This window comes from Pseudoalteromonas sp. S2721 (assembly GCF_005887425.1).
Classification (GTDB): domain Bacteria; phylum Pseudomonadota; class Gammaproteobacteria; order Enterobacterales; family Alteromonadaceae; genus Pseudoalteromonas; species Pseudoalteromonas simplex.
Genome location: NZ_PNCZ01000072.1, coordinates 1 through 20,568, shown reverse-complemented (window position 1 = coordinate 20,568; position 20,568 = coordinate 1). Strand labels below are relative to the sequence as shown.

Here is a 20,568-nt window from a genome sequence, read left to right as displayed (position 1 = left end):
GACAGCTCAATAACCTTGATTAATCTTTAGCTGATAGCTGATAGCTGATAGCTGATAGCTGATAGCTGATAGCTGATAGCTGATAGCTGATAGCTGATAGCTGATAGTAGCGATAGAGGGAATTTTATGAAACTTGAAGATATTCGCCGTGAATATTTACAGGATGGTTTATCTGAAGACATGCTTGATGCATCTCCAATCAAGCAGTTTGAGAAATGGCTTGAGCAAGCTGTTGCAACTAATTTGCCTGATCCTACGGCGATGGTCGTTGCAACGGTTGATGAGCATGGTCAGCCTTCGCAGCGTATTGTGCTGTTAAAGCATCTTGATGAAAATGGCTTTGTGTTTTTTACTAATACCGGCTCGCGCAAAGCGCAGGAGCTAAAAGGTAATAACAAAATTTCTCTGCATTTCCCATGGCACCACATGGAGCGACAAGTCATAGTCTACGGCGAGGCTAAACCCTTACCAACAACTGCTGTGGCTAAGTACTTTTTATCGCGTCCTAAAGAAAGCCAGTTAGCTGCATGGGCTTCTCAGCAAAGTCGTCCTGTGTCATCACGTAAGGTATTAATGGAAACATTTGCGAAAATGAAGCAAAAGTTTTCTGAGGGTGAAATTCCATTGCCTGATTTTTGGGGAGGCTATTGTGTTGAGCCTACTAAAATTGAATTTTGGCAAGGCGGAGCACACCGCTTACATGACCGCTTTATGTATCAACGCCAAGCCGATGGTAGTTGGCAGTTTGGTCGCTTAAATCCGTAAATGCGTTTTATCGATTCCCACTGTCACCTTGATTTTAGCGAATTTGATGAGACTCGCACAGAGCTCATAACAGCATGTAAGCAAGTAGGGATCGAGCACTTTATTGTGCCGGGTGTGAGCTTGGCGCAATCGACAAAACTATTATCGTTTACTAAATCAGAGCCAAGTATTTCAGTAGCTTTAGGTTTACATCCTTATTTTTTATCTGATCACCAAACTCATCATCTCGCTGAACTAGAGCAATTAGCGAAAACCCATTCAGGGCAGTTTATTGCCATCGGTGAGTGCGGCCTTGATCGAAGCATCGATAACCTCGATAAACAAACGCAGTTATTTGAAGGACAGATAGAGCTTGCCAACCAACTTGCTTTACCACTTATTGTGCATCATAGGCAAAGCCATGATTTAATTGCTCGCTCATTTAAGCGCTGCAAACCAAAGTTTGGCGGGGTAATTCATGCCTTTTCTGGCTCAGAACAACAAGCTCAGAGTTATATAAAACAAGGATTTAAACTTGGTGTTGGTGGTGTGATAAGTTACCCTCGTGCTGCTAAAACTCGTAAAGTTATCAGCTTAATTGAGCTGCAGCATTTAGTGCTTGAAACCGACTCGCCATCAATGCCGCTGGCAGGTTTTCAAGGGCAGGTTAATACGCCGCTAAAGGTGCGCGATGTATTTACTCATTTATGTGAGCTTAAAGGCGCGACAGGCGATGCAAAGCTGCAACTGGCTGCAGAACTCTACGATTCTTGCTCTGAACTTTTCTTGATATAACGATTTATTTGCCAAAGCTTCAAGCCTCGACCCAATTGCCAAGTGAATATACAGGTGATCACCAACATTAATAACACTTGTTGCCCTAAGTCATGGAAATTACTGTGGCTGGTTGCAATAGAAGCCTGTGTTAAATAGGTTATCGATACAAAACCAATAGGCCTTTCATTATCACTTATCACAGGCTCTACAAATGGGGTTTTAAGCTTACTTATACCAGGGGTTGAATCGGGTAATAAACCAAAGGTGTGGTGGCTTTGCCAATTATCACTGGCAGCAATTTGGATTCCTTGCTGATCGTAAATCGTTGCCGCTAACACATACTCATCTTTAGCAATGTGATTACACAACGCATTTAATTCAGGTTTATTTTTTTCTTGTAGCGGCGTTTTGGCATTCAGTGCCATAAACTTGGTTAAGCTTATCGCTGTGCTATCAGCGCTATCATAAAGTAATTGGTGGCTTTGAAAGCTACTATTCATGGCAACCCAACTTAACAGCACAAAACAGGCTGTAGCCAAGCTTAAGCGCACAACACGTTGGCGATAAGTGGCTGAAAAGGGAATTTTAAGTTGGTTATTTTTCATAGTCACCGTATACGTTACTGACAGCATTTAATTTTGATGGTACAACATGATAACTTTAACAGCCCCTTGAGTGCGAGTGCCAAAAGCACTTCCAAGGACAGACATAAGTCTAATGTGGAGCCACTATGTCACAGCTTAGCTTAGCTGCTACACCTTCAGCAAATTTAGCTGAACAAATCAGCCTAAATTGCTGGTATAAAATTGAAAATAAACACCTTATTACAACAGACTTTACGCCAAAAGCAAATCAAGGCGTGTTCAGTATTGCTTTTGGTAATGAGCTTAATGCTGAGCAATTACTTGCGATTAGTGATTTTTTATCGGCGCAAGGGTTTAGTAATTTATCGCTTTGTTGTTACCAGCCAGTCGCAGACATGCCAGTAGCGTGGGGCTTTCATAGCGAAACAACAACAGTACTTAGTCCACTAGTATTAGTTGAGTTTGCTAAGCAATTGGGTATTCAATTGGTGCAATTAACGGATCCGCCAACGGTAAATGAACCAGGCTTATTGCTGATGGATATGGACTCAACAGCTATTACTATTGAATGTATCGACGAAATTGCGCGCCTAGCCGATGTTTATGACGAAGTTGCAGCGGTAACCGCGCAAGCTATGGCTGGTCAACTAGATTTTGCACAAAGCTTAAAGCAGCGTGTTGCTAAGCTTGAAGGTATCGATGGTGACTTAATTGATGGCTTAAAAGCGCGTTTACCGCTGATGCCGGGGGTGAGTGAATTATGCCAATACCTAAAAGCGCATAATTGGCATTTAGCAATCGCATCAGGTGGCTTTGTGCCTTTTGCAGAGCAAGTGCAGTCACTGCTTGATTTAGATGAAGTGCATGCGAATACCCTTGAGTTCAAAGATAATCGTTTAACAGGCAAGGTCATAGGCACGATAGTTGATGCTGAGGAAAAAGCCCGTGTACTTAAACGAATCGAACAAAGGCTTACCTTAAATAACCGCCAAACTGTTGCCATGGGTGATGGAGCAAACGACTTGAAAATGATGGCTGCTGCAGGGCTTGGTGTTGCTGTGCACGGTAAACAGAAAGTAGTTGAGCAAGCACAAACAGCAATTAATGAAGGCTCATTACTACAAGTTGCCTACTTGCTTGGCCTACCATTAGATTACTCGCTTTAACCATGTTGCTTTGCGTTTACTCATTTCATTGATCAACCTTTGGTCAATATCAAAATGGGTAAGCGCTTCGTCGGTAATATCAATTATATCGCCTACGCCAGCTACTGCCCATAGCGCTTCTTCAAGATCTTTTGCTTTATGTAATGCGTACTGGCTAATATATTTCAATTCATTCGCCAAATAATCAATATCAGGCCGCCCTGTGCGAGAAATGTACAGCCTGAAAATATATACTAAATCGCTTTTTAGTGCTTTTTTTACAAACAAGGTTTGTGGTTTATAGTCATCTTCACTAATACAACGACTAGTAATGGCATCGCTTATAACAGTTTTACGTGGGTCAAAGCGAACAAATAAAGTGAATGGTAACGGTGGGTCTTGGCGACTACGGTCTTTGATCAGCGGTGTGATCACTTCTGTAATTTGATCTGTCGATAAGAAACCATCGATACTAGTTGTTTCATTTAACAATCCAAAATTTTGTAATAAAACATGCAGTGGGCTTGGGTATAAGCCTTGGCCAATAGCGCCGGTTTTAAAATGCGCTGCTTCTTTATGTAAATAAAACGGAAACTGGCATACGCTTTTAGTCACCATATTTCTTAGTGCAGTTGATAGCCCTGGAATTTTAGGGGATTCTTCACAAACACGTAGCTTGTCTTTGTTGTTATCAATTAATACCGTGAAAAACTTAATTGCCATATGCGGTAAGTCAGTAATTCGATGCACTTTTAAATTCACGGTCGTCAGTGACTTACTCACCGCCATGACTTCATAAGCAAGGTTTGTTAAATCATGCTTTTTGGTGATTTTTTGCAATTCAGGCAAGTTTAATTTAATGATATCGCCTTTTTTGAACTCAACAGGCTGGTCGAACTCAATTTGTAAGCCCATCACAGATAAGTCACGGGTATGGCCTGTAATAGTTTGCTCATGGTGTTCTACACTTACAGCTGTTTTGTATAAATAGCGTTTATGAGCACGAAGGTTCACATACTCAAGCGCTACAGGCTCTAAATGAGGGGGCGTTTTATGCTTACTGTGACCAAACTGTTTAAGTTGGTTTACCGCATCTTTATTGTAATCAAGCTGTTGGTACGTTTGTTGTTCAAACTTAGTACCGATTGAGGTCAAAATAAGTAGATATTTAACATCTTTGATCAACCCTTGCACACGAGGTGTCGGTGGCTTATTTAGTTTTTCGATGTTTTTACCAGCACTGCTTGGTAGCGACAGTGGAATATACGAATCTTCCGGATGGCTTGGCATCAACTGAAGCTTAAAGCATTGCCAGCTATCTTTCTGGCTACCAAATCCTAAAAATAAATTTTTTAAGTTTGGTTGGCTATCAAGCTCAGATCGAGTTGCAGAATAATAATAAATTTTCCCGGCAACGGTATGAGTAAAAGTATATAAATACTCTTCTTTAACAGCTTCTGGAGAGCTTAGTAAGTCTCCCAATCGTTGTTGATTGATGATGCTGTACAGGCAAGACAACTTACGCTCATCACAAAAATAGCGTTGAATAAAAATATTATTTTCTGTGGTTAGCGCAAGGCTAGGATATAGCTTATCACCCTGTAGGCTTAAAAAGGTATAAAGTGAGGTAACACGAGGGATATAGTATTGCTCGTAGCCTTTTGAAACAACAGCATCTAAGGTGTTGTCGAGATTAACCTTATAGCGACGTTTATTGCCATGGATAAAGCTTTCTAGAAACTCATCAAATTTTTCGTTATTTTCAATAAAGGTACGCTTTAGGCGTATATGGTTATATTCACGAGAAACTTTCTCTACCGCTACGATTTCATATTGAATACCGTTTTTTAAACCAAGCTCAAAATCTTGCTCTAAGCCAACTAAGCGAAGACCTATTAACTGACCTTTTTTAACTTGATAACGTGGAGCTAGTTTTATTTTAGCGCCGCTCAGAGAAATATCAGACGTTGATGCTGCAACTTTGTTGTCTTTATCGAGTTCAACGGTGATTTTAATTGAGTAATTCATCCGCTCTTCGCGGCGACTCTCGTATGATGCAAACTTAATAACCTTAGCTGGCTGCTCTGTAGCGGCACTATCGTCAGCTAAAGCTTGCTCAGCGGCTTTTTTCTGCATTACCCGGTGATTGTTTTCGGTGTTCATTACCGCTTCGTAAACAGCAAGAGTATAACCACCGTGGCGTTTTATAGCATCTTCGAACACTTCAATGGCGGTATCGTCCATAAAGTGTTGTTTGCCATCATATTCGTAGGGTTTGACTTGACCAGTTACTTGACCACGTAAATCAATAAAGCGAGCTACTGGCTGAGATAAGCGTGACATTTCCATTTTAATCAAAAACTGCTCTGGCTTCGTTAAGCTAGCTGTCTTTGATTTAAATAGTTTGTCAAACTTAGGAGTGCCTAAATGCGCCTTTAGCTCTTCAACTAGGCTCTCATATTTAAGCAAAATGTCTTCAGCCATTTATAAAACCATCACCGTCTATCTAAAAAAGTAGGTATACTTGCAGGCAGTAAATTATTAAAACTTGAGTAATCGCTACTTTTTTATTGTATTAGTTATTGTTATAAGTACCTGCCAAATAAATGGCAAGAATTGTAAAGTTTTATTTATAAGCAAAAAATGTGCCTTAAAGCACTTTTTATTGCGCTTATAGCTGTGTAAAAAAGCCGAACAGATTTAAGTTCAAAGGCTTCAGCTCATAAAACTACTATACATGAAATATTTAGCTAGTCAGTTTTTTAAGTTACTAATTAGTCAAAATAGAATAATTCAATAGGTAAGGCCGAATGGCAAAATCAGCAAAAATCGAATTTGTTTGCACTGAGTGCGGCATGAACTATCAGCGCTGGCAAGGGCAGTGTAAGTGCGGTGCATGGAATACACTTGCAGAATTTAAACCATCGGCAGGGCAATCAAAGCAAGCGGCAAGTCGTGCTGCAGTGGCAGGCTATGCCGGTATCGCAAGCGGTGGCTCAAAGAAAATCAACGAAGTTGCAACCACCGAGGCAGAAAAACGCCTTACCGAAATCGGTGAGTTAGACAGAGTATTAAGCGGTGGTGTAACGACAGGTTCCGTCAACATTATCTCAGGCGACCCTGGTGCCGGTAAAACGACTTTGTTGTCTGATTTAGTTGCACGTATGTCAAAGCTGATGCCGTCTTTATACTGTACAGCGGAAGAGTCTTTATCTCAGTTTAAAAACCGAGTGAATCGCTTGCGCTTAGATTATAACGAAGATGAGCTTTATTTGCTTTCTGAAACCAGTGTTGAAGCAATCATTGAAGAACTCGATAAAAACAAAATTAAATTTGCAGTTATCGATTCAATTCAGGCAGTGGTGACAGAAACGGCAAATGGTAGTCCAGGTTCACCGTCACAGGTAAAAAGTGCAGCTCAAGCATTAACGCAATACTGTAAGCAAAACGATGTAACTATGTTCATCATTGCCCATGTAAACAAAAATAACGAAATTGCTGGGCCGCAAACACTGGTACATATAGTTGATGCCTTACTGCATATTGATACTAACGATGGGCAAGTCAGAACATTGCGTGCCAATAAAAACCGTTTTGGTGATATCGACACAGTGGGTATTTTCAGAATGTGTGAACGCGGAATGCTGAGCGTTGATAACCCGAGCGAAATCTTTTTATCTGGTTCAAGCACAGAATCCCCAGGCTCAGCCATTACCTGTATACGTAAAGGTAACCGTAACTTACTACTCGAAATTCAATGTTTAACTACAGAAACCGAAGCTGAGTTTCCACAGCGGGTATGTGTTGGTTTGAACATGAATCGTATTAAGATGCTCACGGGAATTTTACGTAAACACACAAAGACAAAAATCTTTCACGACACCTTTTTTAATATTGTCGGTGGCTTAAAAATCGATGAGTCAGAGACTTGTATCGATTTAGCATTGGTTGCAGCGTTATTAAGCAGCTTGAACGAATTTGTTGTACCACGCACCACCTGTATTATGGGCGAACTTAGTTTAAATGGTGATGTAAGACCAATCGACAGCGGCGTACCTCGAGTGAAGGAGGCTGCGCAACACGGCTTTACAGAGATTTTTATTCCGCATCGCAATTACCATAAATCAATGGAAGGGCTTGGCGCTAAGATCACGCCAGTGAAAACCGTGCATGAACTATTGTCGTTAATCAACTAATGATACACTGCTAAAAATTTACACCAATTAAAGGAAATAAAATGAAAAAGTTAATTATAGCAGCGGTTGTTGCTGCGGCTGTTGGCGGTGCGTTTTACGCAAACTACGCAGCTACACAGGAAGTAAAAAAGGTCGTTGATCAGCAAATAAGTGCATTATCAGCGCAAAGTGGTGTAGATATTACTTACAATGATATTTCAGCAAATGTATTTGCTAGCAGCATGCAGCTTTCAGGGATTAAGGTACAAAGCTATACTGGTGATGAGATGATTGCCACAATCGACAATATTGAAGTGACAGGATATGAAGTCGATGCAGTGCCGCCTCACACTGGTTTTGTAATGAAGAGCTTTCGTTTTAGTGATGACTTTTTAGCGCAACTTCCTGAAAATGCGAACAATAAGTTAGCATCTGCAAGCTATGACGTAAATTCATCGCTAGATTATGATAAAGACACTGGTAGCAGTGATTTTGCTTTAAACGTTATTGCAAACCAAGTTGCTGATGTGCGTTTTAACTTAGGCCTTGCCAACTCAACGCCATTAATGGAAGCATCAATGGCAATAAGTAAAATGCAAAATGAAGCGCAAGGTGCAGAGCTGACTTTAGAGCAACAACTGCAACAGCAATCAAAAATGATGGCTGCAATGACTCAACTTGAGCCACGTAGCATTAATATGTCGATCGCCGACGAAGGTGAGCTTAAAGCAGTTGTTGATAGTTTCTTAGAAGCACAAGGTATGAGCCACGAGCAGTTCCAACAGACTGTTGCCATGCAGTTACAACAGGCGCCAGTAAGTGAAGAGCTAGCAGCTGCTATCACAAACTTCGTAAGTGGATTGTCTGAATTGACTGTGTCAGCAAGCTTACCTGAAGGAAAAACCATGATGGAGATAAACCAACAGATTATGGCGTTAATGGGGCAGCCAGAAGAATTAGCTAGCTACATTAATTTACAAGCAAGCGGTAAATAAACCTCTGTTAAATTATTAACCTTAAAGTGTCGGGTTGTTTAATGCGTTCACTTTAAGGTTATTTCTGATCTGGGTTACACCATGACTGTGCTCCAAAAATTTCTGCGCTAAAGCACGTTGAAATCCTGTTTCTGCAATACCTTTTAATTCAACAGTATTGCCATCGATAATCACCTGAAGATGCTTAATCTTAAAATTCGGATTATTTGTTAACTTTTTCAGGGCCATTTGTTGTAGGCGAGGTTGTGCCGATGTGCTGGTTGTTAGCACGCTAGTATTGGCACTCACATTCGTTGCGCAAGCAAGTAAAAAAATACAGCTTAATAAAGTAATTACTATGGTTAATTTGAAGCGGCTCATACAATTCCCTCGTTGTTCTAGTCTGCTGTGAACTATTGCTGAACCAGTTACAATTATTATTCCATTTTTTAAGTTTTTGAATTTAATAGATTTTCTATTTTTGCCGGTCTGTATGGGTAAAAAAGTGTGAACTAATTACACACTAAATAAGTAAAAAGGGTAGGGTACAAAAATGCCGAGGCAAGCTCGGCATTTTTACTTTTATGATGTTAAAGTTAAAACTACTTTTTCTTCTTCGTTTTAGCTTTGGCTTTTTTCTTTGCCTTCATTTTTACTGGATCTTTTTTCTTCTTAGATGGGATCTTCGCTTCTTTGTGCTGTGGCTCAAGCCCTTTAATTACGCGGCGTTTAAGCTTTTGCTCAATGTAGCGCTCAACTTTACCAACAATTGCCACATCATGAGCTTCAATAAATGATATCGCAATGCCTTTTTTACCAGCACGGCCAGTACGTCCTATACGGTGTACATATACGTCTGCGGTGCGTGGCATATCAAAGTTGATAACATGGCTGATATCAGCTACATCAATACCACGAGCAGCAACATCTGTTGCAACTAGGATATTGTTGCGGCCAGAGTGAAAGTTTTCCATCGCTTTCATGCGCTTATCTTGTGGCATTTCACCGCGTAACCAAGCAACACGAAGACCTTCGTTATTTAGCTCGCCAACCAGTGTCTCAAGGCGTTCACGAGTTTTAACAAACACAATTGCTTTATGAATGTCGTCACCATTTAACGTTTCAACCAACATTTTTAGCTTGTGGTCGTAGTCATCCGCAAGGTGAACCCATTGATGGATTTTGCCTTTTTCTTTACGTGAAGATTCGGCTTCAAGCAGTGCCGGATCGTTTAAGATTCGCTCTGCAAATAACTCAACGCTGTCACCTTCAAGGGTGGCTGAGAATAAGAAACATTGACGGCGGTTACGTGCTTCATCACAAATGCGTAGCATTTCTTTACGAAAACCCATGTCTAGCATGCGGTCAGCTTCATCAAGAATAAGCATTTCAACGTTTTCAGCATGGAAGTTCTCTGTTTCGAGGTACTCCATTAAACGCCCTGGTGTGGCAATGAGAATATCGTTATTGCTTTCGAAAATTTCTCTGTGTGTCCCGTAGTTTATACCACCTGTCACAACCCCAATTTTAAGATGAGTTTGTGCTGCGAGTAATTCACATTGCTCATGAATTTGGTAAGCAAGCTCACGGGTTGGTGTCATGATCAATACGCGTGCAAAGCCAGGATCGCGACGCGGGAAATCAAGCAAGTATTGAATTGCAGGGATCAAAAACGCGGCTGTTTTACCCGTACCAGTAGGGGCAGATGCCAAAATATCACGACCTTGAAGAGCTTCAGGGATCGCTTGTTGTTGAATACTGGTTGGCGTATCAAAACCCATTTTATTAATGGCATTTAACAGCTTGTTATCGATATCAAATTCAGAAAATTGCATAGAGTGACATAAATAGAGGACAATTGAGCCTAATTATACGCGTTAACGCGGCTGTGGTGAATGAAAAGGTGAAAAAATGTCAGGCTTTGTGTTTAAACAATTTACGGTAACGCAAACGCGCGCAGCGATGAAAGTATCGACCGATGGTATTTTGTTAGGGGCGTGGGCTGATGTGAGTGGTGCTAAGCGCATTTTAGACATTGGTACAGGCACAGGGTTGTTGGCGTTAATGGCAAAACAAAGAGCGCCTGATGCAAAAGTAAGTGCCATTGAAATTGATTCTGGTGCCTGTAATGATGCTCGAGACAACTTTGCGGCTAGCCCTTGGCTTGATATAAACCTTTTCGAAGGAGCTGTGCAGTCATTTAGTGCAGCAGAGCCTTTTGATGCGATCATCACTAACCCACCTTATTTTAATGCGAGCCTAAAAGGTGATAATCATGCTCGAAATACTGCCCGCCATACTGATGGCCTTAGCTTCAGCGAATTAATAGCATCATGTTCTAGACTGAGTCACAGTAAAACACGCTTGAATGTGATCTTGCCTTGCGTAGAGGCACAACAATTCATTGCTGTTGCCGAGCAAGCTGGCTGGTACTTAAACCGCCATTGCTTGGTTCGCACCACCGACAAAAAGCAAGCGAGCAGAAGCCTGATGCTATTCAGCCAAAACAACGGTGAATGCGAAACAACGTCGTTAACCATACATGCAGCTGATGGCAGCTACAGCCAAGATTATAAGGAGCTATGTAAAGCTTTTTACCTAAAGATGTAATGGTTATTCAGCAATGCTCGCTTCAAGGCCATCTTCACTTAAGAGCAAGGTATATGACTGCCCATATGATGCGTCGCAGATTGAGACGGGTTCATAGACTCGCTTATCCTCATCGTTAATTCTTGATATTTTCAAGTCATCAGCGCAGTCATCAATGTGGTACCAGTAACTTAATTGATTCTGATATAAATTAACGAGTTGTTTTTCGACTTTTAAGCGAAGGTTTTCAGTTGCGAGAATACGAATCGCAAAAAAGTCATCTTTATTATCATTGGCTTTTTTGACGAGTGTTAAACGGAGCTTTTCTTCATTTTGCCAAGCCACAAAATGATAAGGTTGATCTTGAGCTACCTGATACATCTGTGTGGCTGAGTTACTTGTGTCGCTGTGATCGACTACATAAAAGGAAATACGACTGCGTTCATTGTGAGCATGTATTACATCAACGGGAGGTGATTGCGATGCAAGCGTATCAACATAGTATTCAGAGTCTTTAACTTCTTGAGCATCACCAAATAAATCAGTGTTCGCCATGTAATAATCCACTTCTAAATCAGTGGTATTTACGAGCGTGTAATTGTTCTCATACATTTCGTCGCCAAAGTTATGAGTTTCTTCAACTTCTAATTCATCACACCCTGCGAGCAAAATGCTTGCGGCAGCTATTATTGGTAGCGCACTTTTCATTGTTATTCCTTTTACAAATGAAGGAGCTGTTTAGCATACTTATAAGTTATTGTACCTTTATTGATTGTTAAATTGTACCGGTGGTTGTAATTGCATGACTTCATCAAGCTGAATTTGCTGAACATATTCAAGCTTTAATAGGGTATCTAATACAGCTTTACTGTGCGACTTTTCTATTTCGGCGCTGCAAAAATCAATAATGCTAAAGCGGCGCTTGACCAGCAGACCTTCGATGTCAGGTAAAGGATGTGTGGTTTCAATTAGCACGCGGGTCGTAGGGCAGGGATCGGCATAGCCTGAGCGTAATAACTTTTTTAAATTAAACAAGTTATCATCGAGCCGACCCAGCTCAATGGCGGCTTTAGCGCTATCAGGAATAAATAATGGCTCAGCAAAGCGATTTATTTTTATTTCGCCCGTGGCGTTAATTGTAGCAACCTGATTACTGTCGTAACTGACAATATCACCGGTAATTAATGTGAATTGACTCATTGTGTTCCCTCGCAATGTTGTGTCGATTTCAGAGCTAAGCAAAATGGTGTGTTTGCTTAAGCCCTGATATAGTGCCAAAGTCTTAAGTTTTATACGAGTTTTTTATGTTCCGTTTATCAATTGTTTTATCTACCTTATTATTTTCTCAGTTGAGCTTTGCCGCATTGACGCCAGTGGGTCTTTGGAAAACCATTGACGAAGAAACGAATGAAGCGAAATCTTTAGTACGTATTAGTGAGCAAGATGGTGTATTGGTTGGTAGTGTTGAAAAAATCCTTAACCCAGCCAAGCAAGATGCAATCTGCGAAGAGTGTAAAGGTGATAAGAAAAATCAGCCAATTTTAGGGTTACAAATTATAGAAGGTGCTAAAGATGCCGGTGATGGTAGCTGGCAAGAGGGGGAAATCCTAGACCCAAACAATGGTAAAACCTATACCCTTAAACTGACTCCAAAAGAACAAGGTAAGGTGCTTGAAGTACGCGGATATATTGCATTTTTCTATCGTAATCAATATTGGCAACGTGTTGAATAACCATTAAAAAAGCCAAGCAATGCTTGGCTTTTTTATTCATGACTTACAAGCTTTCGCTGTACTCAGTCATGACTTGTTCAACCCAGCTTGCGATACGCTCATCGCTAAGCTCGTATTGACTGTCCTCATCAAGGGCTAAGCCAACAAATTGTTTGCCATCTTCAGTGAGTGCTTTTGAAGCCTCAAATTCATAACTTGCATCGTTAGGCCATTTGCCTAACAAGGTAATGCTTTGATCACAAATTTCATCGTGTAACATGCCAAGTGCGTCTTGGAACCACTGACCATAACCTTGTTGATCGCCCATACCAAACAGAGCCACGGTTTTGCCGTTTAGGTTAACATCTTTAATGTCGTCCCAGATTGATTCCCAATCTTCTTGCAACTCACCAAAATCCCAAGTTGAAATGCCGAAGATAACGAAATCAAATTGCTCTGCATTTTTTAATGGCTCATCTTTGATATTGTGAAGGCTCACGATGTCGTGACCAATAATATCGCGAATTTTCTCTGCCGCTATTTCTGTGTAGCAGGTTGTAGAACCATAAAATAAACCAATCTGCATCGTATTTATCACTGTGTATTTGCCTGATATGATAGGCGTAAGTTTACCGTAAGGTATAATCAATTGATACCTTGATAAGGATGAGAGTACGCGTGGCTGATAATAATTCACAAGCCCAAAAAGGTGTAATAACAGCAAATAACGCCGAACATTTAGAGTTATTTTTAGATACGCTGTATCTTGAGCAGGGAGTCAGCGAAAACACATTAGCCGCTTATCGCAGTGACCTTGAAAAGTTTTGCCAATTTTTAAAAGATAAAGACCTACTAGCCGTTCGCTCAGATGATATTGAAGCGTATTTAGCATACCGTGTTGATTTAGGACTGAAGTCGCGCAGTACTGCACGTAGCATCAGTGCGCTTAAGCGTTTTTATCAGTATTTTGTGCGCGAAAAAGCCATTGCTGATTCGCCGATGGTCAATATTGCTCAGCCAAAAGCAGGGCAGTCATTACCAAAAACACTGTCAGAAGCCGAAGTCGAAGCTCTGCTTGCAGCCCCAGACATAGAAGATGCAATGGGGCTTCGCGATAAAGCCATGCTTGAGCTGTTATATGCCACAGGACTCCGTGTTACTGAGCTGGTGGGACTCAGAATGGAGCAAATTAATTTGCGCCAAGCGGTGGTCTTTGTAAAAGGTAAGGGTAATAAAGAGCGTTTAGTTCCCTTAGGTGAAGAAGCAATGTACTGGCTTGAGCAGTTTTTAAAAGTGGGTCGTTCGCAAATGATTAAACATGCCACTGACTTTGTGTTCCCATCAAAGCGCGGGATTGGCATGACACGACAAACTTTTTGGCATCGCATCAAACACTATGCTATTTTGGCATCAGTTGAATCGCCGTTATCACCGCATACGCTCAGACACGCGTTTGCAACGCATTTGCTTAATCATGGGGCGGACCTTAGAGTCGTGCAAATGATGTTAGGTCACAGTGACTTATCAACAACACAAATTTATACCCATGTAGCGAATGAAAGATTGAAGTCGGTACACGAGCAACATCATCCACGTGCTTAGTGCAAGATTTTTAAAGATGTACCGGTCTATATAAAAAATGATCAGGATATAGGATATTTATGAAAAAGTTAGTTTTAGCCACAGCACTACTAGGCACAAGCTTAAATGTGTTTGCCAATGGCGTATCAACAACAGACGCTGCTGATGCCCCTATCATTGCTAAGTTTGCTGAATTAGGCGTAACCGTTAAGCAAATCAACCCAAGCCCAGTGGCAGGTCTTAAAGAACTAATTACTGACAAAGGCGTGTTGTACGCAAGCCCTGACGGTCAATTTCTAATGCAAGGAACACTGATTGACCTTAATAATCGAGTTAATTTAACAGAGCATGCTCTAAGTGACGTTCGTAAAGAAGGTGTTGCTGAGTACGAAGACTCTATGATCGTTTACAAAGCGAAAGACGAAAAGCATTCGATCACAGTATTTACCGATATCACCTGTGGTTATTGTCGTAAATTACACCGTGAACTTGATGACTTCTTAGACGCGGGTATCACGGTTAAATACCTTGCTTTCCCACGTGGTGGTTTACGTGGTAAAGGTTACCAAGATTTAATGAATGTATGGTGTGCTAAAGACCCTGCTGAAGCATTAACAGAAGCAAAAGCGGGTGCAGAAGTCGCTGCCGTGCCTGGTTGTAACGCACCAATTGCAGAGCACTACCAGCTAGGTCAAAGCTTTGGAATGTCGGGCACACCGGCAATTATTTTAGAAGATGGTACCATGATCCCAGGTTATCAATCAGCTGCGCAAATTAGCCAAGCGCTTGATGCTTTACCAAAAACATCTTCATAACTGATTTTTTAACGAAAAGGCCTATTTGTCGTAGGCCTTTTTTATTTGTCTTAAGCAAAGAAGTACCATTTCCGACATGGAAAAAATAATTCAAGCTCGTCCTCGTGTTGATGATTCGCATTTACCACACCATTTACATCCTGTAATTAAGCAAATATATGCGACTCGACAGGTGCAAAGTGCCACTGAACTCGATAATAGCGCTGCAACATTACATGACTTTAAGATGTTTAAAGATATCGACAAAGCTGTTGTGCTACTGCAACAAGCGCTAGCTGATCAAAGTCGCGTGTTAATCGTCGGTGACTTTGATGCCGACGGTGCAACCAGCACAGCAACCTTAATGCAAGGTCTTGCTATGTTCGGCTTAAAGAACCTTGATTACTTGGTACCAGACAGATTCAGCCTAGGTTATGGCCTAAGCCCCGCACTTGCTGAGCAAATAGTAACCATGCAACCCGAGCTTGTGATCACCGTTGATAACGGTATTTCATGTGTCGATGGCATTGCCATTGTAAAGCAAGCAGGTATTAAGGTGCTGGTAACTGATCATCATTTACAAGGTGAAGCCCTACCAAATGCAGATGCTATCGTGAATCCGAATCGCCATGACTGTCAGTTTCCATCGAAATCGATAGCAGGCGTTGGGGTGGCTTTTTATCTGCTCATTGCTTTACGTAGCCACTTACGTGAACAAGGGTACTTTCAGCAAAATCCAATGCCAAATTTGGCTGAGTTACTTGATATTGTAGCCCTTGGTACCGTTGCCGATGTGGTCGCGCTTGATGCCAATAACCGAACCTTAGTTCATCAAGGTTTAGCACGTATTCGCAGTGGTAAAACACGCCCTGGTATTAGTGCTCTCATTGAAGTGGCAAATCGCAATGCGGCCCGTTTAAGTGCCAGTGACTTTGGCTTTTCATTGGCACCACGCTTAAATGCAGCTGGGCGTTTAGATGATATGAGTTTAGGTATAGCCTGTTTGTTATCAAGCGATATAAACCAAGCTCGCCGTATTGCCAGTGAGCTCGACAGCCTCAATCATGAGCGCCGTGAAATAGAGCAGGGTATGCAAACTGAAGCACAAGCGGTGCTTGATCGTTTAGCATTTAAAACCGAGTCAGTGCCTGATGCCATTTGTTTATACCAAGCTGATTGGCACCAAGGTGTGATTGGTATTTTGGCTGGCCGCTTAAAAGAAAAGTATCACCGCCCGACGATTATTTTTGCAGCTGGCGATAACGGCGAAATAAAAGGCTCTTGCCGCTCTATTGAAGGGCTACATATGCGTGATTTACTCGAGCGAGTAAATACACTCTACCCGCATTTGATCAGTAAATTTGGTGGCCATGCCATGGCAGCGGGGCTGAGTATCAATGAGCAGTGTTTTACTGAATTTAAAACCGTGTTTGAGCAAATGGTGACAGACACACTCACTGAAGAGCATAAGCAAAGTATTTTACTTACCGATGGTGAATTACCTAATGAGTGCTTTTCGATGGAGTTTGCAAACCAGCTAAAAAATGCCGGCCCCTGGGGTCAGCAATTTCCAGAGCCAGTGTTTGAACATGTATTCGAAGTAATACAGCAGCGCATTGTCGGTGAAAAACACTTAAAACTAGTTTTAAAACATCAGTCTGGACGATTAGTTGATGGCATTGCATTTGGGGTTGATGTGCGTGCATGGCCAGATACCGAAGTGCGTTATGTGAAAGCTGCTTATCAACTCGATATAAATGAATTCCGTGGTAAATTCTCGTTACAGTTGATTATTCGAGAGCTACAAAAAGCGACATAAAAATATCGTTATAATCGACATAAAAGGCTAATAAAACGCTCGGTTTTTTGTTAAAATCGGGCGTTTTTAATATTTGTAGATAATTTACCGTATTTATTGTCGATATCGGTGCGCGGTAAATCAGCCATTTTGGAGTAATGTACATGTTTGAAGTGAATCCTGTGATTAATCAAATCAAGGAAATTCGCGAACGTACTGAACTGCTTCGGGGGTACCTTTGACTACCCTCTTAAGAAAGAGCGGTTAGAAGAAGTTAACGCAGAACTTGAAGATTCAGCAGTGTGGAATGAGCCAGAGCGAGCTCAAGCACTTGGCCGTGAAAAGTCGGCACTCGAAGCTATTGTTGAGACCATTGATAATCTAGTGTCTGGTACCGAAGATGTTGAAGGTTTAGTTGAGCTTGCTGTTGAAGCTGAAGATGAAGAAACCTTCGCTGAAGCTGAAGCTGAATTAGGCGATTTAAACGCCCAGCTTGAAAAGCTAGAGTTCCGTCGTATGTTCTCAGGCGACCATGATCAAAACGATGCTTACCTTGATTTACAATCAGGTTCTGGCGGTACTGAAGCCCAAGACTGGTGTAACATGCTACTGCGTATGTATTTACGTTGGGGTGAAGCAAAAGGCTTTAAAGTTGAACTGGTTGAAGCAACTGATGGTGATGTGGCTGGTATCAAGGGCGCAACTGTACGCTTTGTTGGCGAATATGCATACGGTTGGTTACGTACAGAAACAGGTGTTCACCGTTTAGTGCGTAAGAGCCCGTTCGACTCAAGTGGTCGTCGCCATACCTCGTTTGCATCGGCATTCGTTTACCCAGAAATCGACGATAATATCGAAATTGATATTAATCCGGCAGACTTACGTATTGACGTTTACCGCGCATCAGGCGCAGGTGGTCAGCACGTAAATACAACAGAGTCAGCGGTTCGTATTACTCACATACCAACTAACACTGTTGTACAGTGCCAAAATGAGCGTTCACAGCACAAGAATAAAGACCAAGCAATGAAGCAGTTAAAAGCGAAATTGTTTGAACTTGAAATTCAAAAACAAAATGCTGAGAAACAAAGCCAAGAAGATGCTAAATCTGACATTGGCTGGGGTAGTCAAATTCGTTCATACGTACTTGATGACTCGCGCATTAAAGACTTACGTACTGGCGTTGAAAACCGTAATACACAAGCGGTTCTTGACGGCGACTTAGATAAATTTATTGAAGCCAGCCTTAAATCTGGCCTATAACCACCAAGCTAAAAAAGAGCTAAAAAATGACTGATCAAATCCAAGACGAAAATAAGTTAATCGCTGAGCGTCGTGGCAAATTAGACGCAATCCGCGAAAATTGCCCAGCCAACGGTCATCCAAACCAATTCCGTCGTGAACATTACACGGCTGATTTGCAAGCTGAGTTTGGTGATAAATCGAAAGAAGAATTAGTTGCTGAGCAACATGTTGTATCAGTTGCAGGTCGTATTCTTGCAAAACGTGGTCCTTTCCTTGCGTTACAAGACATGAAAGGCCAAATTCAAGCGTACGCATCAAAAGACGTACAAAAAGAATTAAAAGCAAAATACGGTCAACTTGATATCGGTGACATCATCGGTGTTAAAGGCGCACTAAATAAATCAGGTAAAGGTGACCTATACGTAGAAATGACAGAGTACGAGTTACTGACAAAGTCATTACGTCCGTTACCAGAAAAATTCCATGGTTTATCTGACCAAGAAACTAAATACCGTCAACGTTATGTTGATTTAATTACGAATGATGCGACGCGTGAAACTTTCCGTATTCGCTCTAAGGTTGTTGAAGGTATCCGTCGTTTCTTAGCTGATCGTGATTTCATGGAAGTTGAAACACCGATGCTACAAGTGATCCCAGGTGGTGCGTCTGCTCGTCCATTCGTCACACACCACAATGCACTTGATATCGACATGTACTTACGTATTGCCCCTGAGCTTTACTTAAAACGTTTAGTTGTAGGTGGCTTTGAGCGTGTATTCGAAATCAACCGTAACTTCCGTAATGAAGGTTTATCAACACGTCATAACCCAGAATTCACAATGATCGAATTCTACCAAGCATACGCTGACTACATTGACCTGATGAACATTACTGAAGACATGTTACGTACTGTTGCGACAGACGTACTTGGTTCACCAATTGTGGTAAACACAACGAAAGATGAAAATGGTGAAGTTGTAGATTCAGTAGAGTACGACTTTGGACAACCTTTTGCTCGTTTAACAATGAGCGAGGCTATCCTTAAGTACAACCCAGACTTTGATGCTGCGGTATTTAATGACCCTGAAAACCATTTTGAAGAACTTAAAGCGTACGCAAAGCAAGTACACGTTAAGATCCCAGAAAACTGCGTATGGGGCCCAGGTAAGTTCTTGTGTGAAATCTTCGAAGAGACTGCTGAGCATAAGTTAATTCAACCAACTTTCATTACCGCTTACCCGTGGGAAGTGTCTCCACTTGCGCGCCGTAACGATGAAAACCCATTTGTGACTGACCGTTTTGAATTCTTCGTAGGTGGCCGTGAATTAGCAAATGGTTTCTCTGAGCTTAACGATGCACAAGATCAAGCTGAGCGTTTTGCTCGTCAAGTTGAAGAGAAAGACGCAGGTGATGATGAAGCAATGCACTACGATGAAGATTACATTCGTGCGTTAGAGTACGGCTTACCACCAACAGCGGGTGAGGGTATTGGTATTGATCGTCTAGTGATGTTATTTACTGACTCACCAACAATTAAAGACGTGATCCTATTCCCACACATGCGTCCTCAAGCTGACTAATCAGCTAAATGTTCTGAAAACGCCGCTTTTTAGCGGCGTTTTTGTTATCAGAATTTTCTGATTTTTATTGCTCTCAATTTTTATATTTAATTGTAATTAGCTGATCTAAAAGAAAATGCTGAATTATTCTTCAAACGAAGTTACTAAGTTGTAAAGTTTTTCTACTAATTCTAAGTCCGATAGTATTATTTTTACACAAGATATGACATCATTACGCCATTCTCTTCAACGTTTAAACGGACTTAATAATAATGACAAAAAAGCCTTCGCAGTCTTCAGTAGAGACAACGCCAAGCGAGCATCAACGTGAAGCTTTTTATCGTGCCTGCATCGCCGAATTCCAACAATTGGGTTATCAAGACCAATACCTAGCCGAATTAACAGATGAACTAATCCCACTGACGGGTCTTGAGCCGTTGAGTGATAAAGAAAAAACGACTAAAGGGTAAACAAAAACGAGTTGTTTTTGTGCGTTGTGGATAATCTATAACCATCTGTACGATTTTCCTTGAAAAGTGTTTGACATATTTCCTGAAGTCTTTATTATACGCCCCACAAGACGGAGAGGTGGCCGAGTGGCCGAAGGCGCTCCCCTGCTAAGGGAGTATAGGGTTTGTAGCTCTATCGAGGGTTCGAATCCCTCCTTCTCCACCATTTTTCTAAAATGGCATGTCTTGAAAGTAATATGTGTGGACGCGTAGCTCAGCTGGATAGAGTACCTGGCTACGAACCAGGCGGTCGGAGGTTCGAATCCTCCCGCGTCCGCCACTTTTTACTTTGACTCTGCATCGAGTATAAACTTGAGTCTCTTGCTAAGAGAATAAATTAGCAATGTTCAAATGTGCGTGTGGACGCGTAGCTCAGCTGGAT

General features: G+C 41.5%; 20 protein-coding genes and 2 tRNA genes. 15 read left to right on the top strand and 7 right to left on the bottom strand.

Annotated features, from left to right (window positions below; all coding sequences use genetic code 11):
• Positions 1–126 precede the first annotated feature (126 nt).
• Both pdxH and CWC02_RS19255 read left to right on the top strand, forming a co-directional pair.
• Complete coding sequence (pdxH, locus tag CWC02_RS19260; protein ID WP_055020972.1) at positions 127–765, top strand: pyridoxamine 5'-phosphate oxidase; 639 nt, start codon at positions 127–129, stop codon at positions 763–765.
• The gene (locus tag CWC02_RS19255) at positions 766–1,539 is read left to right on the top strand and encodes a TatD family hydrolase (protein WP_138619825.1); all 774 of its coding nucleotides are present in this window, start codon (positions 766–768) and stop codon (positions 1,537–1,539) included.
• Here CWC02_RS19255 and CWC02_RS19250 read toward each other — a convergent pair.
• A complete protein-coding gene (locus tag CWC02_RS19250) occupies positions 1,506–2,126 on the bottom strand; it encodes an AhpA/YtjB family protein (protein WP_138619824.1) in 621 nt (206 codons plus the stop codon). The two genes, CWC02_RS19255 and CWC02_RS19250, sit on opposite strands and share 34 nt — an antisense overlap.
• Before the next feature lie 125 nt (positions 2,127–2,251).
• Between CWC02_RS19250 and serB the strand changes: the two genes are divergently transcribed.
• Positions 2,252–3,271 carry a phosphoserine phosphatase SerB gene (gene serB / locus CWC02_RS19245; protein WP_138619823.1) on the top strand — a complete coding sequence of 340 codons (1,020 nt, stop codon included), beginning with the start codon at positions 2,252–2,254 and terminating at the stop codon, positions 3,269–3,271.
• Here serB and CWC02_RS19240 read toward each other — a convergent pair.
• Entirely contained in the window at positions 3,254–5,734 is a 2,481-nt protein-coding gene (locus CWC02_RS19240) for a PilZ domain-containing protein (protein WP_138619822.1), read from the bottom strand. The two genes, serB and CWC02_RS19240, sit on opposite strands and share 18 nt — an antisense overlap.
• Before the next feature lie 326 nt (positions 5,735–6,060).
• Here CWC02_RS19240 and radA point away from each other — a divergent pair, with 326 nt between their 5' ends.
• Positions 6,061–7,446, top strand: a complete 1,386-nt coding sequence (gene radA, locus CWC02_RS19235) for a DNA repair protein RadA (RefSeq protein ID WP_054551239.1) — start codon at positions 6,061–6,063, stop codon at positions 7,444–7,446.
• 41 nt (positions 7,447–7,487) lie between these two features.
• On the top strand, positions 7,488–8,420 hold the full coding sequence (locus CWC02_RS19230; RefSeq protein ID WP_138619821.1) for an aq_1923 C-terminal domain: 933 nt from the start codon (positions 7,488–7,490) through the stop codon (positions 8,418–8,420).
• A 21-nt stretch (positions 8,421–8,441) separates the two neighbouring features.
• On the opposite strand, the gene CWC02_RS19225 is transcribed toward CWC02_RS19230, so the two are convergent.
• Together CWC02_RS19225 and srmB are read right to left on the bottom strand one after the other, a co-directional pair.
• The gene (locus CWC02_RS19225) at positions 8,442–8,780 is read right to left on the bottom strand and encodes a BON domain-containing protein (protein WP_054551241.1); all 339 of its coding nucleotides are present in this window, start codon (positions 8,778–8,780) and stop codon (positions 8,442–8,444) included.
• Between the two features lie 221 nt (positions 8,781–9,001).
• Positions 9,002–10,234: an ATP-dependent RNA helicase SrmB gene (gene srmB, locus CWC02_RS19220; RefSeq protein WP_055198154.1), complete on the bottom strand. Its 1,233-nt coding sequence runs from the start codon at positions 10,232–10,234 to the stop codon at positions 9,002–9,004.
• Positions 10,235–10,310: 76 nt separating this feature from the next.
• Here srmB and CWC02_RS19215 point away from each other — a divergent pair, with 76 nt between their 5' ends.
• A complete protein-coding gene (locus CWC02_RS19215) occupies positions 10,311–11,009 on the top strand; it encodes a tRNA1(Val) (adenine(37)-N6)-methyltransferase (protein ID WP_138619820.1) in 699 nt (232 codons plus the stop codon).
• Between the two features lie 3 nt (positions 11,010–11,012).
• On the opposite strand, the gene CWC02_RS19210 is transcribed toward CWC02_RS19215, so the two are convergent.
• Positions 11,013–11,696 (bottom strand): hypothetical protein, encoded by a 684-nt coding sequence (locus CWC02_RS19210; RefSeq protein WP_138619819.1) that lies wholly within the window; start codon positions 11,694–11,696, stop codon positions 11,013–11,015.
• Positions 11,697–11,753: 57 nt separating this feature from the next.
• The gene (locus tag CWC02_RS19205) at positions 11,754–12,188 is read right to left on the bottom strand and encodes a hypothetical protein (protein ID WP_138619818.1); all 435 of its coding nucleotides are present in this window, start codon (positions 12,186–12,188) and stop codon (positions 11,754–11,756) included.
• A gap of 104 nt (positions 12,189–12,292) precedes the next feature.
• Here CWC02_RS19205 and CWC02_RS19200 point away from each other — a divergent pair, with 104 nt between their 5' ends.
• Positions 12,293–12,721: a DUF2147 domain-containing protein gene (locus tag CWC02_RS19200; RefSeq protein ID WP_138619817.1), complete on the top strand. Its 429-nt coding sequence runs from the start codon at positions 12,293–12,295 to the stop codon at positions 12,719–12,721.
• Positions 12,722–12,764: 43 nt separating this feature from the next.
• On the opposite strand, the gene fldB is transcribed toward CWC02_RS19200, so the two are convergent.
• Positions 12,765–13,286 carry a flavodoxin FldB gene (fldB, locus tag CWC02_RS19195; RefSeq protein ID WP_054551247.1) on the bottom strand — a complete coding sequence of 174 codons (522 nt, stop codon included), beginning with the start codon at positions 13,284–13,286 and terminating at the stop codon, positions 12,765–12,767.
• Between the two features lie 128 nt (positions 13,287–13,414).
• On the opposite strand from fldB, the gene xerD reads away from it, so the two are divergent.
• The 8 genes from xerD (at position 13,415) to CWC02_RS19155 (ending at position 20,466) form a co-directional block, all read left to right on the top strand.
• Entirely contained in the window at positions 13,415–14,302 is an 888-nt protein-coding gene (gene xerD, locus CWC02_RS19190) for a site-specific tyrosine recombinase XerD (protein ID WP_229677541.1), read from the top strand.
• Between the two features lie 59 nt (positions 14,303–14,361).
• Positions 14,362–15,096, top strand: coding sequence for a bifunctional protein-disulfide isomerase/oxidoreductase DsbC (gene dsbC / locus CWC02_RS19185; RefSeq protein WP_138599639.1), 735 nt, complete (start codon positions 14,362–14,364; stop codon positions 15,094–15,096).
• A 76-nt stretch (positions 15,097–15,172) separates the two neighbouring features.
• Positions 15,173–16,894 carry a single-stranded-DNA-specific exonuclease RecJ gene (gene recJ, locus CWC02_RS19180; protein ID WP_138619816.1) on the top strand — a complete coding sequence of 574 codons (1,722 nt, stop codon included), beginning with the start codon at positions 15,173–15,175 and terminating at the stop codon, positions 16,892–16,894.
• A gap of 143 nt (positions 16,895–17,037) precedes the next feature.
• A protein-coding gene (prfB, locus tag CWC02_RS19175; protein WP_105181232.1) for a peptide chain release factor 2 occupies positions 17,038–18,136 on the top strand; the annotation gives its coding sequence in 2 pieces (ribosomal slippage) (positions 17,038–17,112 and positions 17,114–18,136; 1,098 coding nt in all).
• Between the two features lie 26 nt (positions 18,137–18,162).
• A complete protein-coding gene (lysS, locus tag CWC02_RS19170; RefSeq protein ID WP_054551251.1) occupies positions 18,163–19,698 on the top strand; it encodes a lysine--tRNA ligase in 1,536 nt (511 codons plus the stop codon).
• A 251-nt stretch (positions 19,699–19,949) separates the two neighbouring features.
• On the top strand, positions 19,950–20,147 hold the full coding sequence (locus CWC02_RS19165) for a hypothetical protein (protein WP_054551252.1): 198 nt from the start codon (positions 19,950–19,952) through the stop codon (positions 20,145–20,147).
• 112 nt (positions 20,148–20,259) lie between these two features.
• Positions 20,260–20,352 (top strand) — tRNA-Ser (locus tag CWC02_RS19160).
• 37 nt (positions 20,353–20,389) lie between these two features.
• A tRNA-Arg gene (locus CWC02_RS19155) sits at positions 20,390–20,466 on the top strand.
• The last annotated feature ends 102 nt before the right edge of the window (positions 20,467–20,568 follow it).

Excerpts from the sequence above, each read along its gene's own strand:
- CWC02_RS19240 (WP_138619822.1), bottom strand. The coding sequence starts at position 5,734 with ATGGCTGAAGACATTTTGCTTAAATATGAGAGCCTAGTTGAAGAGCTA.
- fldB (WP_054551247.1), bottom strand. The coding sequence starts at position 13,286 with ATGCAGATTGGTTTATTTTATGGTTCTACAACCTGCTACACAGAAATA.
- srmB (WP_055198154.1), bottom strand. The coding sequence starts at position 10,234 with ATGCAATTTTCTGAATTTGATATCGATAACAAGCTGTTAAATGCCATT.
- serB (WP_138619823.1), top strand. The coding sequence starts at position 2,252 with ATGTCACAGCTTAGCTTAGCTGCTACACCTTCAGCAAATTTAGCTGAA.
- CWC02_RS19215 (WP_138619820.1), top strand. The coding sequence starts at position 10,311 with ATGTCAGGCTTTGTGTTTAAACAATTTACGGTAACGCAAACGCGCGCA.
- pdxH (WP_055020972.1), top strand. The coding sequence starts at position 127 with ATGAAACTTGAAGATATTCGCCGTGAATATTTACAGGATGGTTTATCT.
- lysS (WP_054551251.1), top strand. The coding sequence starts at position 18,163 with ATGACTGATCAAATCCAAGACGAAAATAAGTTAATCGCTGAGCGTCGT.
- CWC02_RS19255 (WP_138619825.1), top strand. The coding sequence starts at position 766 with ATGCGTTTTATCGATTCCCACTGTCACCTTGATTTTAGCGAATTTGAT.
- CWC02_RS19200 (WP_138619817.1), top strand. The coding sequence starts at position 12,293 with ATGTTCCGTTTATCAATTGTTTTATCTACCTTATTATTTTCTCAGTTG.
- CWC02_RS19230 (WP_138619821.1), top strand. The coding sequence starts at position 7,488 with ATGAAAAAGTTAATTATAGCAGCGGTTGTTGCTGCGGCTGTTGGCGGT.
- CWC02_RS19250 (WP_138619824.1), bottom strand. The coding sequence starts at position 2,126 with ATGAAAAATAACCAACTTAAAATTCCCTTTTCAGCCACTTATCGCCAA.
- CWC02_RS19205 (WP_138619818.1), bottom strand. The coding sequence starts at position 12,188 with ATGAGTCAATTCACATTAATTACCGGTGATATTGTCAGTTACGACAGT.
- CWC02_RS19210 (WP_138619819.1), bottom strand. The coding sequence starts at position 11,696 with ATGAAAAGTGCGCTACCAATAATAGCTGCCGCAAGCATTTTGCTCGCA.
- dsbC (WP_138599639.1), top strand. The coding sequence starts at position 14,362 with ATGAAAAAGTTAGTTTTAGCCACAGCACTACTAGGCACAAGCTTAAAT.
- CWC02_RS19165 (WP_054551252.1), top strand. The coding sequence starts at position 19,950 with ATGACAAAAAAGCCTTCGCAGTCTTCAGTAGAGACAACGCCAAGCGAG.
- radA (WP_054551239.1), top strand. The coding sequence starts at position 6,061 with ATGGCAAAATCAGCAAAAATCGAATTTGTTTGCACTGAGTGCGGCATG.
- CWC02_RS19225 (WP_054551241.1), bottom strand. The coding sequence starts at position 8,780 with ATGAGCCGCTTCAAATTAACCATAGTAATTACTTTATTAAGCTGTATT.
- recJ (WP_138619816.1), top strand. The coding sequence starts at position 15,173 with ATGGAAAAAATAATTCAAGCTCGTCCTCGTGTTGATGATTCGCATTTA.